The sequence below is a fragment of the Halovivax gelatinilyticus genome (assembly GCF_024300625.1).
Taxonomy (GTDB): domain Archaea; phylum Halobacteriota; class Halobacteria; order Halobacteriales; family Natrialbaceae; genus Halovivax; species Halovivax gelatinilyticus.
Window position 1 is genome coordinate 1,643,874 of sequence record NZ_CP101322.1, and the last position, 18,074, is coordinate 1,661,947.

The 18,074-nt window shown below is 64.7% G+C and carries 19 protein-coding genes and 1 pseudogene; 9 read left to right on the top strand and 11 right to left on the bottom strand.

The features are described 5' to 3' along the window. The first annotated feature begins 122 nt into the window (after positions 1-122). Positions 123-2,258, top strand: coding sequence for a GAF domain-containing protein (locus NKH31_RS07970; protein WP_254864602.1), 2,136 nt, complete (start codon positions 123-125; stop codon positions 2,256-2,258). Here NKH31_RS07970 and NKH31_RS07975 read toward each other — a convergent pair whose 3' ends face one another. Beyond that, the gene (locus tag NKH31_RS07975; RefSeq protein ID WP_254864603.1) at positions 2,259-3,242 is read right to left on the bottom strand and encodes a replication factor C small subunit; all 984 of its coding nucleotides are present in this window, start codon (positions 3,240-3,242) and stop codon (positions 2,259-2,261) included. It abuts the gene before it with no gap. A gap of 126 nt (positions 3,243-3,368) precedes the next feature. Between NKH31_RS07975 and NKH31_RS07980 the strand changes: the two genes are divergently transcribed. Continuing rightward, the gene (locus NKH31_RS07980; RefSeq protein WP_254864604.1) at positions 3,369-3,566 is read left to right on the top strand and encodes a hypothetical protein; all 198 of its coding nucleotides are present in this window, start codon (positions 3,369-3,371) and stop codon (positions 3,564-3,566) included. A 43-nt stretch (positions 3,567-3,609) separates the two neighbouring features. On the opposite strand, the gene NKH31_RS07985 is transcribed toward NKH31_RS07980, so the two are convergent. Both NKH31_RS07985 and NKH31_RS07990 read right to left on the bottom strand, forming a co-directional pair. Beyond that, complete coding sequence (locus tag NKH31_RS07985; protein ID WP_254864605.1) at positions 3,610-5,055, bottom strand: threonine synthase; 1,446 nt, start codon at positions 5,053-5,055, stop codon at positions 3,610-3,612. 12 nt (positions 5,056-5,067) lie between these two features. Beyond that, positions 5,068-6,129, bottom strand: coding sequence for a S66 family peptidase (locus NKH31_RS07990; protein ID WP_254864606.1), 1,062 nt, complete (start codon positions 6,127-6,129; stop codon positions 5,068-5,070). A gap of 144 nt (positions 6,130-6,273) precedes the next feature. Here NKH31_RS07990 and tenA point away from each other — a divergent pair, with 144 nt between their 5' ends. The 3 genes from tenA to NKH31_RS08005 all read left to right on the top strand — a co-directional run bounded on the left by tenA (position 6,274) and on the right by NKH31_RS08005 (position 7,788). Continuing rightward, positions 6,274-6,933 (top strand): thiaminase II, encoded by a 660-nt coding sequence (gene tenA, locus NKH31_RS07995; RefSeq protein ID WP_254864607.1) that lies wholly within the window; start codon positions 6,274-6,276, stop codon positions 6,931-6,933. Positions 6,934-7,079: 146 nt separating this feature from the next. Further along, a complete protein-coding gene (gene samp2 / locus NKH31_RS08000) occupies positions 7,080-7,310 on the top strand; it encodes a ubiquitin-like small modifier protein SAMP2 (protein ID WP_254864608.1) in 231 nt (76 codons plus the stop codon). A 4-nt stretch (positions 7,311-7,314) separates the two neighbouring features. Further along, entirely contained in the window at positions 7,315-7,788 is a 474-nt protein-coding gene (locus NKH31_RS08005; protein ID WP_254864609.1) for a GNAT family N-acetyltransferase, read from the top strand. A 4-nt stretch (positions 7,789-7,792) separates the two neighbouring features. Here the strand turns inward: NKH31_RS08005 and NKH31_RS08010 are convergent, their stop codons facing one another. Further along, positions 7,793-8,266, bottom strand: coding sequence for an NUDIX hydrolase (locus NKH31_RS08010; protein ID WP_254864610.1), 474 nt, complete (start codon positions 8,264-8,266; stop codon positions 7,793-7,795). A gap of 98 nt (positions 8,267-8,364) precedes the next feature. On the opposite strand from NKH31_RS08010, the gene NKH31_RS08015 reads away from it, so the two are divergent. Further along, entirely contained in the window at positions 8,365-9,270 is a 906-nt protein-coding gene (locus tag NKH31_RS08015; protein WP_254864611.1) for a phosphatase PAP2 family protein, read from the top strand. Between the two features lie 6 nt (positions 9,271-9,276). Here NKH31_RS08015 and NKH31_RS08020 read toward each other — a convergent pair whose 3' ends face one another. The 4 genes and pseudogenes from NKH31_RS08020 to NKH31_RS08035 all read right to left on the bottom strand — a co-directional run bounded on the left by NKH31_RS08020 (position 9,277) and on the right by NKH31_RS08035 (position 12,437). Beyond that, positions 9,277-9,804 carry an NUDIX domain-containing protein gene (locus tag NKH31_RS08020; protein WP_254864612.1) on the bottom strand — a complete coding sequence of 176 codons (528 nt, stop codon included), beginning with the start codon at positions 9,802-9,804 and terminating at the stop codon, positions 9,277-9,279. Between the two features lie 41 nt (positions 9,805-9,845). After that, positions 9,846-10,115, bottom strand: a pseudogene (locus NKH31_RS08025) (hypothetical protein); the annotation flags it as partial. Between the two features lie 75 nt (positions 10,116-10,190). Next, positions 10,191-11,585 carry a phosphoglucomutase/phosphomannomutase family protein gene (locus tag NKH31_RS08030; protein WP_254864613.1) on the bottom strand — a complete coding sequence of 465 codons (1,395 nt, stop codon included), beginning with the start codon at positions 11,583-11,585 and terminating at the stop codon, positions 10,191-10,193. Positions 11,586-11,672: 87 nt separating this feature from the next. Beyond that, positions 11,673-12,437 (bottom strand): class I SAM-dependent DNA methyltransferase, encoded by a 765-nt coding sequence (locus tag NKH31_RS08035; RefSeq protein ID WP_254864614.1) that lies wholly within the window; start codon positions 12,435-12,437, stop codon positions 11,673-11,675. Positions 12,438-12,574: 137 nt separating this feature from the next. On the opposite strand from NKH31_RS08035, the gene NKH31_RS08040 reads away from it, so the two are divergent. Next, positions 12,575-13,168, top strand: coding sequence for an NADPH-dependent FMN reductase (locus NKH31_RS08040; protein ID WP_254864615.1), 594 nt, complete (start codon positions 12,575-12,577; stop codon positions 13,166-13,168). Position 13,169: 1 nt separating this feature from the next. Here the strand turns inward: NKH31_RS08040 and NKH31_RS08045 are convergent, their stop codons facing one another. Continuing rightward, complete coding sequence (locus NKH31_RS08045; RefSeq protein ID WP_254864616.1) at positions 13,170-13,415, bottom strand: GIY-YIG nuclease family protein; 246 nt, start codon at positions 13,413-13,415, stop codon at positions 13,170-13,172. A 252-nt stretch (positions 13,416-13,667) separates the two neighbouring features. Here NKH31_RS08045 and NKH31_RS08050 point away from each other — a divergent pair, with 252 nt between their 5' ends. After that, a complete protein-coding gene (locus tag NKH31_RS08050; protein ID WP_007701338.1) occupies positions 13,668-13,835 on the top strand; it encodes a hypothetical protein in 168 nt (55 codons plus the stop codon). A gap of 87 nt (positions 13,836-13,922) precedes the next feature. Here NKH31_RS08050 and NKH31_RS08055 read toward each other — a convergent pair whose 3' ends face one another. Together NKH31_RS08055 and NKH31_RS08065 are read right to left on the bottom strand one after the other, a co-directional pair. Further along, positions 13,923-15,212 (bottom strand): hypothetical protein, encoded by a 1,290-nt coding sequence (locus NKH31_RS08055; RefSeq protein ID WP_254864617.1) that lies wholly within the window; start codon positions 15,210-15,212, stop codon positions 13,923-13,925. Positions 15,213-15,599: 387 nt separating this feature from the next. Beyond that, positions 15,600-16,529, bottom strand: a complete 930-nt coding sequence (locus NKH31_RS08065; RefSeq protein WP_254864618.1) for a hypothetical protein — start codon at positions 16,527-16,529, stop codon at positions 15,600-15,602. 276 nt (positions 16,530-16,805) lie between these two features. Between NKH31_RS08065 and NKH31_RS08070 the strand changes: the two genes are divergently transcribed. Further along, positions 16,806-18,050, top strand: a complete 1,245-nt coding sequence (locus NKH31_RS08070) for an outer membrane protein assembly factor BamB family protein (protein ID WP_254864619.1) — start codon at positions 16,806-16,808, stop codon at positions 18,048-18,050. The last annotated feature ends 24 nt before the right edge of the window (positions 18,051-18,074 follow it).

The following is an 18,074-nucleotide window of genomic DNA, read 5'->3' on the forward strand; positions in this document are numbered from 1 at the left end:
ACTGACGATCAAGCGGGGTATCTGGGACTCACCGCCTCGAGTACCGGAGCCAATGCATTGATGATGGATACGCTCCCTTTTACTCTCAACACGCCCGCTGACGTCACCAGTCGGCGACTACGATGACCGACGAGCACTCGAACCGCGACGTGGACTCACCGGTCGAGCGAGCGACGCACAAAACGGGTGCGGGTGGATCGAACGCGACAGCGCGATCCGACGCGTCAGGGGCCGATCAGGCATCGTCCGAGCCAATCTGCGTCGACTCTGGTGAGGCGATCGACCGCGACGACGCCTCGAAGATCGCCAAACTCCACGAGATGGCCACGCAGATCGTCGCCTGTCGCGACGAGACGCGGCTGTACGATCTCGCCGTCCAAACCGCGGAGGGCGTCCTCGAGTTCGACACGTCGGCCATCATCCGCTACGAGGACCGCGACGACGGCGAGTGGCTCGTCCAGAAAGCGGTGTCGTCCACGCAGCCGGTCGACTACGCGACGGAATTTCCGCCGGACGAGGGCGTCGCCGGTGAGACCTTCCAGACCGGCGAGTCCTACCGCGTCGACGACGCCCATCGCGATTCGGTCGCCGAACCGGCTCGCGAGAACTTTCGATCCGCCATCAGCGTCCCGATCGGCGATCTCGGCGTCTTCCAGGCCATCTCGACCGAGCGCGCGGCGTTCGACCAGCGCGACGTCGAACTCGCGGAGATCCTCGCCTCGCACATCGAAGCGACGCTCCGACGCATTCGCGTCGAAGAGCGCTTGCGCGATCGGCGACGGACCGTCACCCGTCTCCACGAAGGGACGGCCGCGCTAACCGGCGCAGCGTCCGAGGACGACCTGTTCGAGCGAACGGTCGAGGCCGCGGAGGGGATCCTGGAGATGGACGTCTGCTACCTCGGCATCGTCGAGGACGGACAGTTCGTCCCGAAAGGTCGCTCCTCGTGGCCGATCAGAGACGACCTCCAGGCGCTCCCGCTCGATTACGGCATTATGGGTGACACGTACGAGACGGGAGATTCGTTCCTCGTAACCGACGCGGCTGCCGACGAACGAACCCACGACGAGGTCGGCACGTTCAGTTCGTGCATCAGCGTCCCGATCGGCGAGTTCGGCGTCGTCCAGGCGGTCGCTGAGGGGGCCGGAGTGTACGACGGCACGGACCTCGAACTGCTAGAACTGCTCGCGAGCCACGTGGAGGAGACGCTAACCCGGTTACGGGCCGAACGCGAACGGCTCTCTGAACGAGATCGACTCCGAGCGCTCTTCGAGAACGTCCCGGACCCGGCCGTCCGCTACGAGTTTGTCGGAGGCGACCCCATCGTCCGAGCCGTAAACGGCGCGTTTTGCGACGTGTTCGGCTACGATGCCGACGAGATTCTCGGCGAGAACGTCGACGAGTACATTATTCCTCCCGGCCACGGCGACGAAGGGCGGGAACTCAACGAGGCGCTCATGGCCGGCGAGACGGTCCAGCACGTCACGCAACGCCGGACCAACGACGACGTCAGAGACTTCAAGATCAACGTCGTTCCTCTCGAACTCGGCGAACGAGGTGTCGAGGGGTTTTCGATCTACACCGACATTACCGACCAGAAGCGTCGCGAACGCGAACTACGGGACCAGAACGAGCGACTCGACCGCTTCGCGAGCGTCGTCAGCCACGACCTGCGCAATCCGCTCTCGGTGGCGTCGGCCTACCTCGAGCAGGCCAGGGAGACGGGCGACTATTCTCTACTCGAGGAGGTCGAACGCGGCCACGAGCGCACGTTCGCCATCATCGAAGACGTCCTGACGATCGCCCGCGAGGGCGGCGATGTCACCGACCCCACGGTGCTCGACCTGGCGTCGGTCGCGACCGATGCCTGGGCGAACGTCGACACCAACGGGGCGACGCTCGACGTCGCAGAGACGCGGACTCTCGAAGCCGACCGGAGCCGGCTACGGCAGTTGCTCGAGAACCTCTTTCGAAACTGTTTCGAACACGGTCGACCCGCAGACGGCGACGTCACCGTGACCGTCCGCGGGACGACCGGTGGATTCGTCGTGGCGGACGACGGCGTCGGATTCTCCGAGGTTGCCGATCTCGACCGCCTCTTCGAGTTCGGCTACTCCACGACGACCGACGGCACCGGGCTCGGCCTCTCGATCGTCGCCGAGATCGCCGACGGTCACGGCTGGTCGGTGACTGCGGCAAACGGCGACGATGGCGGCGCGCGATTCGTCTTCGATGTCGAGGCCGACGACGCGGACTGATCACTCCTCGAGCGCGAGACTCGCCAGCATCGCCTCTAACTGCAGGCGCTCGTTGGCTCCTTCGGTGATCCGGTAGTCTACCTCGCCGAGTCGCTCCAGCAGGCGGACGGTTTCGTGTTCGCCGAGATCGAACTCCCAGGCCGAGCGGTGTAGTTGGTCGATGACGTCCCCGCCGGCGAGTCCCCGGTCGGTGAGCAGGTCGTCGAGCGTGGCGCGGGCGGCCGTGAAGTCGCCGTCGATCGCCTGCTCGACCATCCGTTCGACCTCCTCGGGGCGGGCGGTGGCGGTGATCGCGAAGACGGCCTCCTCGTCGACGACGTCGCCCATGACGGCCGCCGCCTGGAGGCCGTTGATCGCCTTTCGCATGTCGCCCGCGGCGGCGTAGACGAGCGCGTCGACGCCGTCGTCGGTGAGTTCGATCCCCTCGGTGTCGGCAATTTCGCGAACCTGGGCCTCGACGGCCGCGTCGTCGAGCTGGGTGAACCGGAAGACGGCACAGCGCGACTGGATGGGGTCGATGATCTGACTGGAGTAGTTACACGAGAGGATGAAGCGGGTGTTGTGCGAGAACTGCTCCATCGTCCGGCGCAGCGCCGACTGGGCGTCGGAGGTCAACGCGTCGGCTTCGTCCAAGAAGATGATCCGGTACTCGACGCCGCCGAAACTCGACCGGGCGAAGTTCTTGATCCGGTCGCGGACGACGTCGATGCCGCGCTGGTCGGAGGCGTTGAGTTCGAGAAAGTGCTCGCGCCAGTCCTCGCCGTAGAGTTCGCGGGCGATGGCCCCGGCCGAGGCCGTCTTGCCCACGCCGGCCGGCCCGGCGAACATCAGGTGTGGCAAGTCGTCGGTCTCGACGTACTTCTTCAGTCGCGGGACGATGTTCTCGTGGCCTTTGACCTCGTCCAGAGAGTCCGGGCGGTACTTTTCGATCCAGATCCCGGTCGGCCCCGGCGTCGACTCGGTTTCGGCGTCGGCCTCGCTCATACCGGCAGGCAGGGGCGGCCCGAAGATAAAACGACCGAAGGGCGATCGCGGACCGGCCGGTCCACACGGCGAACGGCCGCAGGTGCAAGCTACACGCATATGCTCCGATCGACTGTCCGATATCCAATGGCATTCGAACCGGCCGCCACCTGTCCGGTCTGCGAGACCGTGCTGGCTCCGGACCGACGTCTCGAGGATCATCTCTGCCGAACTCACACGCAACTGGAGCTCGCCGAGTACATCGTCTTCCAGCGCGATCGCGAGGAGATCGAAACCCGCCGCCCGGTTCTTCCGGGGGTACCGACCGAGGAGGCGACCGAGTAACCTGTCAACGCGCCAGCGGAGGGTCACCCGGAAAGCGACGTCCTCACTCGTGAGCGCCGTCTCCGTCAGCCGTCCTCGTCGAGGAGCGTCTGCCGTCGTCGAAGAGTTGTCGGTCGTCGCCGTCGAGGCGCTGTCGGTCCTCGCTGTCGAGGTGGCCGGCCGCACGAAGCGCGTCTTCGATCGCCTCCCAGTCGGAGTCGACCAGCGGCGCCGCTCTCGACTCGCCGTTTTTGAGCCCGCTGGAGGTGCCGATGGCGACGACCGGCCCCTCGACCTCGAGACCCGCATCGATCGCCCGGAGCAGTCCGGCAATCGAGCCGGCTCCGGCCGACTCCTGCCAGGAGCCCTGCCGGGAGAGGATCGATTCGGCGCTCGCCAGCTCGTCCTCGGTGAAACCGATCGCCTCGCCGTCGGACTCCTCGACGGCCCGCCGGCCGCGGACGCTGCTGGTCGTCGTCGCGATGGAGTAGGCCTCGGTGGGGTTCGCCTCGACGGTCGCGACGGGATCGTCGGCCGCGAGCGCCTCGCGAAGCGGCCCGCGGGCGGCCGGCTCGCAGGCGAGCATTCGTGGCGTCTCGTCGACGACGCCCAGCCGTTCTAAGTCGCGAAACCCCTTCCAGACGCCGTAGAGGAGTTCGGCGTAACAGGTCGGGACGGCGACCGTCCCCGGAATCCGACCCAGGTCTCGGTACAGTTCGTACGCGATCGTTTTGTAGCCCTCCGGCCCCCACGGATGACCGGTGTGCACCGCCGTGCGGGAGCTGACCGGGTGGTAGCCGCGCTCGGCCAATCGATCGACGACGTCCAGGCGAGTCACGCCGCTCGCGGGTCGCTCTGCTCCCCGCTCGCCGTTCCGAGGCGGCTCGCTTCCGCTTGCCGCCTCGTCGTCGATCGCGAGAAGCGTCCCGCCGTAGGCGTCGATGAACCGCTGAACCGCCGCGGGCGTCTCGGGCGCCGTGACGACGACCGCCTCCAGTCCCGCCCGGGCGGCGTATGCGGCGACGGCGGCCCCGTGATTTCCGGTGGAGGAGGCGACGACCCCTCGGGAACCCGAGCGGACCGCCGCGCTCACGGCACAGCGCGCCAGGCGGTCCTTCTGGCTCCACGTCGGGTTCTGACTCTCGTCTTTGAGGTAGAGGTCAGATTCTAGACTGATCTCGTCGGCGACTCGTTCCAGTTGAAACGATGGGGTTTCGCCTTCGCCCATGCTGGGGACGGCGAGCGGCGGCAGCAGCGGCGCCCAGCGATCGAGACCGACGGACAGGGGATCGCCGCCTTCGATCGACCCACCGCGGTCGAACAGCGTCGGGTCAACGTCGTCCAGATTGTACGTCACTTCGAGCGGGTACTGCACCTCGTCGTCGCTCGTCTCCGGACAGCCACGCGTCAGCGGCGGCTCGAGCGGGTACTCGATCGACGGATCGCCGAGCGACCGAAGCCCCGTCGCCAGCGAGACCTCGTCGGGAGCCGTCGGTTCGGTGTCGGTCATACGTGAACGCTCTCACCCACCGGTGAAAACGATTCGCTCGTCGGCGGGGTCAACCGTCGCCATCGCCCCTACGGGGACCGGAACGGAGGGGGCGCAGTGGCCGAACTCGACGTCGAAGACGATCGGTGCATCGGGTGCGTAGCGGGCGATTTCGGTTTCGATCGTCTCTCGTTGCGTTCGCCGGTAGGCGCGACGGGCTTTGGAATCTCGCTGACACGATCGTGAACGGGCTTTCGCGCGACCGACGACGACGCCGCCGATCCGTTCGAGCAGCCCTCGTTCGCCCATACTCATCAGCACCTGCCGGACGTACCAGTCCTCGGGCAAGACTTCCGAAGTTTCGAGCAGGAGGATTGCGTCGTCGAGCCGTTCCGGTTCGGGAACGGCGATGTCCGCTGCGAGCATGTGATCGAGAACGGTCAGGCACCCGCCCCAGGTGCGGCCCGTCACCGGCTCGGCCCCGCCAGTCCAGCGCCAGCCGTCCGAGGACTCCCGTTCGCGTTCGCGCTCCAGGTTCGCGGGATCAGCCCACTCGAGATCCTCGTCGCTGAAGCTGTCGGCCGGCTCGATTTCCCCAACGGTCTCCTCGAACAATGCCCGTCGAGCGTACTCGACCGAATGCTCGAACATCGATCCCTGCATCGCGAACTCGGTCATCACCATCGGTCCGTAGAAGGAAGCGACACCCTGGTTCCACAGCACCGAGGCGAGCACGGTGTTGTCGCTGTAGCCGAAAAACCTCGTGGGGTAGTCGCCCAGGACCGTTGGATCGAGGTGTTCGACGATCCGGATCTGATCGTCGCCGCCGATCGTGGCGAGCACGCCGTCGATTTCGGGGTCGCGAAAGGCGTCCTCGACGTCGCGGGCCCGCGCTTCGGGATTTGCGTCGAGGTATTCGCCCTCGGCAGTCGCGGTCGGATACTCGACCGGTTGGAGGTCGAACCTCTCGCGGAGCCGCTCGAGTCCGAGCTCGTAGACGTGGGGATACGCGGCAGCCGCGCCGGAACTAGGGGAGATGATCGCAACCCGATCGCCGGGTTCGAGCGCCGGCGGGACGATGAATTCGTCGTTCATAGTCGGTTTGTCTCGCGATTTCACTTAAATCGTGGGCGCGCTCGCTCGTCACCATCGACGGACCTGAACCGACCACTCCACTGGCTGGAACAACTCGGTTATACCACTAAGATATATCCCGCCACTCCGCGTACTTCCGCCCGCATGTCGTTCAGCGACGAACTCCTCGCCGAGGGGACTGACATCTGGGAGGCACAGTACGAACACCCGTTCGTCACGGAACTGGCGGCGGGAACGCTCGATCCGGCGGCGTTTCGACACTGGGTCGAACAGGACTATCGGTACCTGCTCGATTACGCGCGGACGTTCGCCATCGCGGGAACGAAGGCTCGCCGCGAGGAGGTGATGGCCGGCCTGATGGGCGTCGCACACACGGTCCTCGACTTCGAGATGGACCTCCACCGGGAGTTCGCCGCCGACTACGGCATCTCGCGCGAGGAGCTCGAACGGACCGAGAAAGTGGCGACCTGCGTCGCCTACACCAACTTCCTCGTCCGAACCGCCCACGAGGGGACGCTGCCCGAAATCGCGGCGGCGATCTACCCCTGCGGACAGGGCTACTTGGACGTCGCCGAACGCATGGCCGAGTTGGCCGACGAGACGCATCGATACACGCCGTTCATCGAGAAGTACACCAGCGACGAGTTTTACGAGGCGGTCGACTGGATGCGCTGGCTCGTCGACGACTGCGCCGATCGGAATCCGGGCGAACACGACGCCATGCGCGAGGCGTTCCTGACCAGCGCTCGGCTCGAACACGACTTCTGGGAGATGTGTTATACGCGGGAGGAGTGGTCCGTGTGAGCGTGATCGACCCGTACCGCCTCCAACGACCGAACGATCACCCTCGAGGCGGCGTTCTTCGACGAAGCCACCGAGCCACCTCCGCGCCGTTCTAGCCCGTCACCCGCTGACGACGCCCTCAAGCCCCTCCGGGCACAAGACGAGGTATGCGCGTAACCGTCGACGTGAAGGGCGAGAACACCCACGAGGTCGACCTCGACGAGGTGGCCTCCCCGACCGCACCCGACGACGCCCCGCCGACGTACGCCGATCTCCTCGCCGCCGTCGAGTACTCGCCCCACGAGGTGAGCGTCCTCGTCGATGGCCGACCGGTTCCCGAGGATCAACCCGTCGAGGCGGACCACGTGACCGTCCTTCGCCTCATCAAAGGCGGGTGAACCCGTGAGCGATCAGCCGAACCCGGTAGCGAGCGTCCGTCCCGCGACCGACGACGACGCGCTCGACGTCAGGCGAGTTCTGGACGCGGCGGTACTCGCCTACGACGGGCTCGACGCCCGTATCGAGGCGGACGGCGCCCTCGTCGCGACGACTCGCGAGACGACGATCGCCGGCGTGATCCTCCTCGACCCTGAGCCGTCGACGGTCGTGACGGGGTGGGACGAGTTTCGTGGGCCGCTCGCCGAATTCGGGGCAGGTGCACACATCGACGCGATTGCCGTCAGGAAAGCGCGACGAGGGCGGGGCGTCGGGACGCGTCTCGTCGAGACGGCTCTCGACCGCGAGGGGTGGCTGACGGCGCACTTCGCCGGCTCAGTTCGACCGTTCTACGAGGCGCTCGGGTTCGAGGTTCGACCGCTGGCCGACGAGCGGTTCGCCGGAGTGCGTGGGCATCGCGGTGACGACGTCGAGCGCTGACTCGTCAGTCCGGGCGTTCTGCCTGCCTGACGGCCTCGACTCGCGCTACGTACTCGAGCAGGTACGGCGGGACGTCAGTACGGTCACAAAGCGCGTCCGGCGACAACCAGTGGACGGCCGCGACCTCCTCGGGTGCTCGGACGTGGCCCTCTCCGGATCGGTGTGTACAGAGCGTCACCACGTTCAGACACGACGTTCCGGCGTCGTCCTCGAACGTGGCGCTGCAGACGTAGGTCACCGCTCCCACCTCGACGCCGACCTCTTCGACGACCTCACGGCGAGCGGTCCGCTCGATAGCATCCGTCGTCTCGGGTGACGCTTCGAGTTTCCCGCCCGGAAACGCCAGCTGTCCGGCGGCGTGATCCTCGTCGGCGCTCCGTTCGATGAAGAGGTACTCACCGTCGTCGAAGACCGCCGCATCGACGTTGACGACGTAGCCGTATTCGTCCATGGTATCGTCACTCGGCTGTGGATTCATACGGTTCACGGCCGGCTCGTAGCATCTCCGAGTTCGCCAAATCCGGGTGACGCCGAAACGGAAGGATCAACCCTCCCGACTCCCACTCGTCGTGATAGATGTGGTTCGATCCGGCCGTCGTCGAACTGATCCGAGATAGCACGCCGGTGTGGCTCGTCGTCGGTCTCGTCCTCCTGTCTTTTTTCGGCAGTGCGACGTTGATCACGCCGTTGCTCGTCTGCGTACACTGGCTGGAACGACGAGCGCGAACGCTCACCTGGATCGGGATCGTCTTCGGCAGCTACGCGTTGCGATCGTTCATCAAGTCGCTCAACTCGCTGGGTCGGCCGCCGGTCGATCCGCCCCTGGAATCCTCGGTCTTTCCATCACTCGTCAGACCGCTGTACGCCCACCCCGTCGAGATCGCGACGACGTCGTTTCCGAGCGGCCACGTGATGACCGCGACGGTGTTCTGGGGATTGTTCGTCGTGGACACTGACTGGTTTTCGACACGAGTACGATTCACCATCGGCGGGACGATCGTGGCGATCGTCGGCGTCTCGCGCGTGGTGGTCGGGGCACACTACCCCGGCGACGTCGTCGGCGGTCTCCTGATCGGGGTCGCGTTCCTCGCGGTGGTACTGTGGCTTCGAGCCAGGACGACCGAACCCGTCGCCGTCACGATCGGTACGGCGGGGTTACTCGCCGCGGCCGTCCTGTCGTTCTCTTCGAGCGAAACCGGCGAGTGGGTGCTCGGGGTCTCGATCGGCATCCTCCTTGCGTGGTACTGGCCGGTGTGCCGCTCGCTCGTCCGTGACCACCGGAACCGGCCCGTCTCACAGCGGGTTCTCGGTACGTTTCCGCTCGCGCTCGGCGCCACCGGAATCGCGATTACCGCCCTCGGCGGCCACGACCTCCTGGGAGTCCTCATCGCGATCGTCGGTGGGGTCGTGCTGGTGGCCGTCGGTCGATCCGCACTCCTGACAGATCGGCTGGCGTCGATCGGTCGTCGCCACGCGTGGTGAGTCGGCTTACCGGCCCGGGTACGGCCGCGTTCGAACCTGTTCGTACAGGACTCGTTCCGGCGGGTCGGTGAACCACGCCACGTCGGCGATCTCACCGGCGCGCGGTTTCGGTTCGCCCGACACGTACTCGGCGTCGAAGATAACGATCGCCTCGTAGATCGATCCCCGTTCGTCGGGCGACCGATGCTCGATTCGGTGAAACTCGCGGACGCCCCGCAGGCGACACTCGACGCCCGTCTCCTCGCGCACCTCGCGCTCGGCGGCTTCGGCGAAGGTTTCGCCGGCTTCTCGCTTGCCGCCGGGATCGCTCCACCCGTCGTCACCCTCGTTACGGACCAGCAGGACGGCCCCGTCGTCGTTCGTCATCCAGGCGCCCGCGCCGCCGAGCGCCTCCTCGTCGAACCGGACGCGTTCGCGCTCGTAGGTTTCCGCCGAGACGTCCCACGCGTCGTCGATCACCGCGAACTCGTCCCGTTCGGCCAGTCGCGACTGGAGGTGTCGAAGCCGCTCGCGGCTCCGTTCGGTCGCGTCCATGCTATGGTCGCATTCCCGACCGGCGTGAAAAACTAGTCGGTACCGACAGCTTCGTCTTCGCCCGACGCATCCGGGTTTGACGCGTAGACGAGTTCGAACGAGAGTTTCGCCGTACAGCTCATCGCTGCCTCGTCGAGCTCCGTATCGGACTCGCGGTCGTCGAGATAGCCGTTACATCGACCGTGGGCGATCACGTTCGAGAGCGTCGCCGCCGATCCACACTCCGGGCAGTCGACGTAGTAGTTTCCTTCCTCGTCCTGGTGCCAGGCGTCGGCTTCGAGGTCCATGCGAGCCGCCTCGGTGTCGGTCATGGAGGAACGACGCGTTCGAGGCCCGTAAACGACGGCCCGGCAGCGTCCGCCGGGAGGAATTCCTGCGACTCTGACTCACACGACCGACTCGACCAGCGCCGTTCCCGCAGATAGCAACGTCCCGACCCGCTCGTCGTCGCTGGCCTCGGCGTAGACCCGAAGGACCGGTTCCGTCCCGCTCGGGCGGACGAGCAGCCACGATCCGTCGGCGAGCAGGAGTTTGAAGCCGTCGGCCGTGTTCACGTCCGCGACGGCGACGCCGGCCACCTCGTCCGGAATCGCGGATTCGAGGTCCTCGACGACGCGGCGTTTCTCGGCATCCGGACAGGCGACGCTTCGCTTGTCCTGGCTCACCGTCCCGTGCTCGGCGAGCAACCGATCGACGCGCTCGTCGATCGATTCTTCGGCGCACATCGCGGCCGCGAGCAGCGCCACGAGGACGCCATCTTTCTCCCGGACGTGACCGCGGACGGTGAACCCGCCGGACTCCTCGCCGCCGACGAGCGCGTCGCGGTCGGCCATCGCCGCGGCCACCCACTTGAAGCCGACCGGAACCTCGTAGGCTCGCTCGTCGTGCGCCTCGGCGACCCGATCGATCAGGTACGTCGTCGAGACCGTTCGAATCGCCGGGCCGGAGGCGTCCTCGAGCAGCCAGTCGTACAGCGCCGCGAAGAACAGGTTCTCGTCGAGCGCGCCGCGGGCGGGCGTCACGACGGCCAGTCGGTCCGCGTCACCGTCGTTCGCGATGCCGAGGTCGGCCTCGCCGGTCGTGACGCGCTCGATCAGCTCGCCCAGGTGTTCGGGGGCGGGTTCGGGCGGCGAGCCGCCGAAGGTCGGATCGCGCTCACAGCGGAGCCGCTCGACGGACGCGCCGGCCCGTTCGAGCAACGCGTCGGTGTAGCCGCGTCCGGAGCCGTACATGGCGTCGTAGGCGATGGTGAGTTCCGAGAGGGGATCGGTCGCATCCGATCCGTACGCCGCGAGCACGTCGAGGGCCGCGCTCGCGTGCGAATCGCCGAATTCGACCCGCCGCACCGCCCCGCGTTCGGCGTCAGCTCTCACTTCGGGTTCGGCGAGCCGATCGGCGACGGCGTCCATGACCGTCGGCGACGCGGGCGCACCGTCTGCGGGGATGAACTTCACGCCGTTGTACTCCGGCGGGTTGTGCGAGGCCGTCACGACGAGCGCGCCGGCTAGCCCGCGATCGACGATCGCGTGGGCGACGAGCGGCGTCGGGCAGTCGCGTTCGGCGAACAGGACGTCGAACCCGTTGGCACACAGCACCCGCGAGAGCTCCTCCGCGAAGCCCTCGGACGTCTCTCTGGCGTCGTAGCCGACGGCGACCGGCGCCCGTTCGCCTTCGTCTCTCAGGTAACTGGCGACTGCCTGACCGACGATCCGCACCCGGCGGTTCGTGAACGTCTCCAGCGTGGCCCGCCAGCCGTCGGTCCCGAACGAGATCTGCTCCATACGCCAGGCTCTACCGCCCCGGATAAAAAATCGACGACGAGCGACCGGTACGGTCGCTGGAAGTCGGGTTCCGGGATCGACCGGTGCTCAGACGACCAGCTTCCAGACCTGGATCGAGTGGCCGTCTTCGATCGGCTCGTCGCTGAAGTCGCCGGTGACGGCCCAATCCGAAAACGGCGACGCGCGGGCGAGCAGTTCGATCTGGCGCTTGGGGAGCATCGAGAGTCGATCGTCCTCCGCGAAGACGAGCGAACCGCTCGAATCGTACAGTTCGGTTTCGACGGCGAAGCGCTGTTCGACCTCGTCGGCCATTCGCGTCCGGGTTCTCACCTCGTGGGCCTCACCGCGGTACTCGGTCGATTTCGTCTCCCACTCGCCGTACGTCTCACAGATGACGTCGAAGCCCGGAACGAAGACGTCGAAGACGAACCGGCCACCGGGGGCGAGCGCGTCGTGAACGGATTCGAGCGCCGACAGCTGGTCGTCGATCGTCGGCAGGTTCTGGACGGCGTTGAACGGACAGATCGCGAGATCGTACCGGCGGTCCGTCTCGAAATCGGTCGCGTCGGCGGTCCAGACCGACGGCTCCAGGTCGCGCTCGGCGGCGTTCTCGCGGAGCACCGACAACGCGTCCGCAGAGAGGTCGAAGCCATCGACATCGACGCCCGCCGCCAGCAGTTCAAGGTACACCCGACCGGTTCCGCAGGCGATTTCGAGGACGGAACCGTCAACATCGTTCGCCAGCCTTCGGTAGTAGTCGACGTCGGGCCGGTCGATTCCTGCGAGCTGCCGGTCGTAAAACCGCGCTCGTTCGAGTCGATAGGAATCGACTCTCGAATCGTCGTCTTCCATTAGTACGCAGCTTCGATGCGCCCTCATAATCGTGACGGTGTGCAGGCAGGTTTTCGTTGGCGGTTCTCGGCCGCTCGCCGGCGTCCGACTCCTCGAAAGGCGACGTAGCTTTACGATTCGACGCCTAACGTCGGACAATGACTTCTGGCCCGTCCATTCTCGCCGTCTCGGGCAGCCTCCGCGACGAGAGCTACACGCGGACGGCACTGAAATACGTCCTCGCGGCCGCGGCGGACGCCGGCGCCGAGACCGACCTCCTGGACCTTCGCGAGTACGACCTCCCGCTGTACGACCCTGACGTCGACGAGCAGGGCGACGAGACCGAGGTCCGTCGGCGCGTTCGCGACGCGGACGCGCTCGTCCTCGGAACGCCGGTCTACCACGGCTCGTACTCCGGTGCGCTGAAGAACTTTCACGACTACTGCGGCAAGGACGACTACGAACACACGACCGTCGGCCTGCTGGCGACGGCCGGCGGCGGCAGTTTCGGCCCGACGCTCGATCACCTCCGATCGACGGTCCGGGGCGTCCACGGCTGGGTGGTGCCGAACCAGGTCGGCATCAGAAACGCGAGAAATCAGTTCGTCGACGATCCGAACGCGATCGACGGCCGCGCCGTTCGCGACTCGTCACTCGAAGATCGATTCGAGCGCCTCGGCGAGACGCTCGTCGCGTACGCGTACATCGATCCGACGCAGGTAGCCGAGTCGGCATCCGCCGCGGACGACTAGCCTAGAGCCCGACGAGACGCTCCTTTTCGGCCCGCGAGTAGGTTTTGATCTCGTACTCGCGACTCATCGCGGCCGACCGGCTCTCGTAGCGTTCGACGTGGACGACGTCGACGGGCGTGCGCGATCGGGTGTACTTCGCCCCGTCGCCGGCGTTGTGTTCGTCGACCCGTCGATCGATATCGGTGGTGTAGCCCGTATACAGCGTTCCGTCGGCACACTCCAGAACGTAGACGACGTGATCCGTCATTGACCGACCGACGAACGCGCGGGAATATGGGCTCACCGGTCGTCTCTTCTCGACGATCGAGCGGATCCGGCCCGAGCGCGCGCGAGCCCTGTGGCATCGCCAACTGGGCGAATTCGGACCGTTGATTATTCTTCCCGCATATAGGTTTCGGTGTAACACCGCGTCAATCGCCCGTTCGAGCCATCCTCAGGCCCGTAAACCCGTGTATTAAACAGAACGCTTATAAGGGGGTGGACAGAACGGATAATTCGTATGGCAGACCTTATCGTCAAAGCCGCGGTCAAAGAAGCGCTCGATGACAAGAACGTCGCCTCGGACTTCTACGACGCACTCGACGAAGAAGTCGAAGCACTCCTCGACGACGCCGCCCGGCGTGCCGAGGCCAACGACCGAAAGACCGTCCAGCCGCGCGACCTGTAAGGCTGATCCACCCACTTTCTGCGCGCTCACACGTCGAGCAGTGCCACCGCCACGCCGATCGAGTACTCACGCATCGCCACCCGCGGGTTATTCTCGACGAACGAACCCGGTGATCGCAGTCAGCCGTTCGCGCAGTCGACCGAGCACCGACACCGACTCGCCATCGCGCTGATCGTTTTCGGCCGGCGATTGCGCTGACTCGTCGGACGCCAACGGGTCCGAGTCAGATTCCGCTCGCGGCGTGTCGACCGGGCCGAATCTCGTCGCGACGTCGGTGGGCGAGAGGACGTCGTCGACCGTAACCGACGGCCCGGTCTCGCTCGCCGACGGCGTCTCCGCACTCTCTGCTAGCTCGTCGTCACCGACCGAGTCGTCGTGTCGGTGAGGCGGTGCGAGGGCGGCGATGGCTTCGAGTTCTTCGCGAGTGACGAGCGGTCGGCTGCTCCTCGTGGTCCGGGGAGCCGGCATCGGTTCTCGACGGTCGGTCGATTCGGCGGTGTCGGTCGACGCAGGGATGTCGGTCGGATCGGAGGTGTCGGTCGGTTCGACGACGGGTTCGCGAACCGGTTCGGGCGGCCGGGCGGGTTCGACCGTCGTCGACTCCGGGTCGTCGCGGCCGGATCGATGGGACTCGAACGCGTCGGTCAGATCGACGGTGCCGTCCGAACCGAAGAACGTCGATGCCGTCGGTTCGGATCGGTTGTCGTCGTCTCCTTCGTCGTCGGTCGGCGTGTCCTCCGGTTCGGACGTCTCTCCGGCCGCTGGAACGGAGGCGTCGCTCACGAGCGTGGCCATCGCTTCGTCCGGGTCGTCCGGCAGAAGGGCGTCGGTGGGCGACTCGTGCTCCGGTTCGAGCGTCTCTCCGGGTTCCTCGTCGACGAGCGCCAGAATCTCGTCGACGCCTCGCTCGGAGACCGTCCGCGTCGGGCCGCCGCCGGCGAGCGAACCGAACTCGGATTCGACCTCGCGCTCGACGCGCTCGAAGTCGTGATCCCGATCGGAGTCGAGCGTCCCGACGTACCGGTCGTCGCTCGCACTCGTCGATTCGACGGTCTCGTGGGCCGAACCGCTTTTCTCCGCCCGAGCGTCGCGCTCTAGCTGGTCGAACACCTCGTCGATCCCCGTCGTCGAGACGGTCGTGGTCGGACCGCCCGAGAGGCCGAACCCGCCGGCCGTCTCGTCGTCCGCGGGGGTCGAGATCTCCGCCAGGACGTCGTCGACGTTCTCCTCCGAGACGTGACGCCGAGGCCCACTCTCCCGGAGCCGGTCGACGACCGTCTCCGTGTCGACGTCCGCCGACTCGAGCAGCGCCTCGAGCGTCGTCGCGTCGGAAGACGACATGTTCGATCGGTCGCCGCCTTCCCATCGCGTTTCCATCTCTGATCGTTCTCTACGAGAATAATTGGGGTAATAAAAATTTGCGAGGTTTGTTGATACATTCGAGGCCCGTTCGATCGCAGTGGCCGCTTGAAGTCGCACTACGGTTGCTTGGGCCGGCTCAACTGTGGTTCAATTTCAACGGAACACCGTGTATCTTTAACGACCCCCAAACATTTCGAACGCTCATTACACACGCGTCCATCTCGAAAACGGTTGCCGGTTCGACTAGCCCTCGCGCTCGTCACGGTACGTTCGCGTCCGACCGAGCAGCACGTAGTCGGTCTCGCGCAACTCGCCGACCGTCTCCGAGCCGGTGACGAACATCGCCGTCTGCAGCTCCATCGAGAGCGTCTCGATCAGGTCGACGATAAGGTATCTGTGATTCTAATGAATCGGGTCCCCGCAGCCTGGTGTCTGGAATTTAACTCCACTGCCATATCGGCTACCGGTCCACAATCCACTGAACCGTGCGTCATAATCACATTCAACAATTGTCGAGCAGGCTCCATGGTGGCCTGACGCAATTGATACCGGTTCAAGCGTTTGCAGGCTTTTTGCTGCAGTACTACTAGAATCCACGTCGTGTTCCCACCGACGCCCCTGGCCCTGGGGATTGTGGATGACCATTTCTTCCGGGGGGATTGTTTGTGAGATAGACTCACTCACTCCAAATTCTATACCGGATTCTGAAGCACTGACACCAACTGTTTGAGTTATCTCTTTGTAACCTGTGACTGGTTGATTTGGTGTCCAGTCGTGTAGGTCCATGTTGCTGTCCCAACTGTGACTAATATTCATGTCACTAATCGATCCCGTGCTACTCTTCTCGTCATCGGCCTGTGCAGGGACAAAAGTTAGATGAGACTCTAGCTTGTATATTGGATCAGAATTGACTGTTCGATGTATCGAGGATCGGTCCTCTATTGAACCTCTTGAACCTTCGGTTGCAGGCACAATGTGTACAGAATCTTGTTCTATCCAGTCGTTAGACGATCCCTCCACGCGATTCTTGTTCTCGCTGTGTAGCTTTTCTCGAATTCTACTTAGCCTTTCATGTCTATTTAAATCGGCCGTAAAAGTAGCATCCTCTTCAGATACGACTTCAAACACTTGATTCGTTGTTCCCTTCTGTTTTCGTTCAATTCCGTATCCAACCAATCGACTTTCTTCGTATAGCTTTGGAACACCTAAGATTGGTTGAAAATTGCTCTCATGCTCGTCTGTGCTGTATGTAATATTAGTCTGGATACGTTCGACATCCGCCATATTGATGGGATCATCATACGTACCGACTTCAACAAGCATTTCCGGCACCGATTTTTGTCCCTCCCCTTTCGAACTTACTGTACTCACAATTCCTTGCAAGGAAGCCCTGCTGCACCGAGTTGAAGCGCCCTCCTCCTTCTGATCTCGCATTTATTGCCTTTCATTCCACACTGGCCAATGAAGTGTCCGGGTGAATTAAATATATCTAAAGACAATATACCAATCTAACAATAAATAACAATAACTAACATTTACACCGGCTCAATCTGAGATATTTAACCCATCTATACAAAGTATTTATCATTGGGCGATGGATGAAGGTATATGGGGTCAATTAGAAACTCCCGTCGGGCATTCCTCGCCGCGACGGGGTGTCTCGCCGCGACGGCGGGCTGTACCGGGTGGATCCTGGGATCGAAGCCGTCGTTCGACGAACTCGCGGCGGACGCGCCCGTTTCCGTCGACTGGGCGCACGAGGAGGTCGAACCGAACGAGGAAAGCGTCGAATCCCGTTCGATGAAGAACACCGCCGTACAGTTTCAACCGCGACGCGTGGGTGATACGATCGTGTTCGGGACCGGCGAACGGGTCGTCGCGGTGGATCCGGACGACGGATCGGTGCGATGGAGATACGTCGATGAGGGGTTCCTCACGTCCAGACCGGTCCGTCACGACGGATCGCTGATCGTCGGCGGCGACAGACTGACCGCGCTCTCCGAACGGACCGGCGACGTCGTCTGGACCGTCGAACTGGATACCGACTCGTCCGGCAGACCTCGTGAAACCGGCGGAATCGGTGCGACGACCGACTCGCTGTTCGTCGGCTATCAACTCCCCCGCGGGGGTGACAGTCTGGCCGAACCAGGGCTCGTCCGAGTCGACGCAGACGACAGGGAGATCGTCGACCGCTACGACGAATTGCAAACGGTCCAGGCACCGCCGGCGACGGACGACGAATTCGCGGTCGCGGTCGACGGCAATGTGAATTACGCCACGAGTCGGAAGGCCCCTCCGTCGGTCACCGCCTACGATTCCGGCGGCCACCTGTACTGGCGGTACGAATTCGAGCATCCGCACACGCGGATCGGCCCAGTACTCACGTCATCGCGGGTGTTCGCCGCCAGTCATGGCCACGGATTTGACGGCGGATCGGTCGTCGCCATCGATAGAGAGAGCGGTGACGTGGAGTGGCGAGCTGAGCGTGATATCGGGCCGTCGACGCGGACGGCGCTCAGCCTCACCGACGATCTCGTCACCTTCCTCGACGGGGAGAACCACCTCGTCGCCCTCGAGAGAGACACCGGCGACGAGGTATGGACGGTTGACCTCGCGTACTACGACGTCCACGACGAGCGACACGGTTCGCATCGAACGGTCCAGACGCCCGTCGTCGACGGCGACCGCGGCTACTGCACTGTTCTGGGGGCGCTGTTCGCGATCGATCTGGCGGCGGGCGAAGTCGAGTGGGCCTACGCCGACGAGGAGACGCCGTTCGCCGGCCGCCCGCTCGCCGACGACGAGCGCCTCTTCGTGCCGAGCGGAACGTCGTTTTTCGCACTATCGGTGTAACGCCCTCTGATCTGCCGATATAGG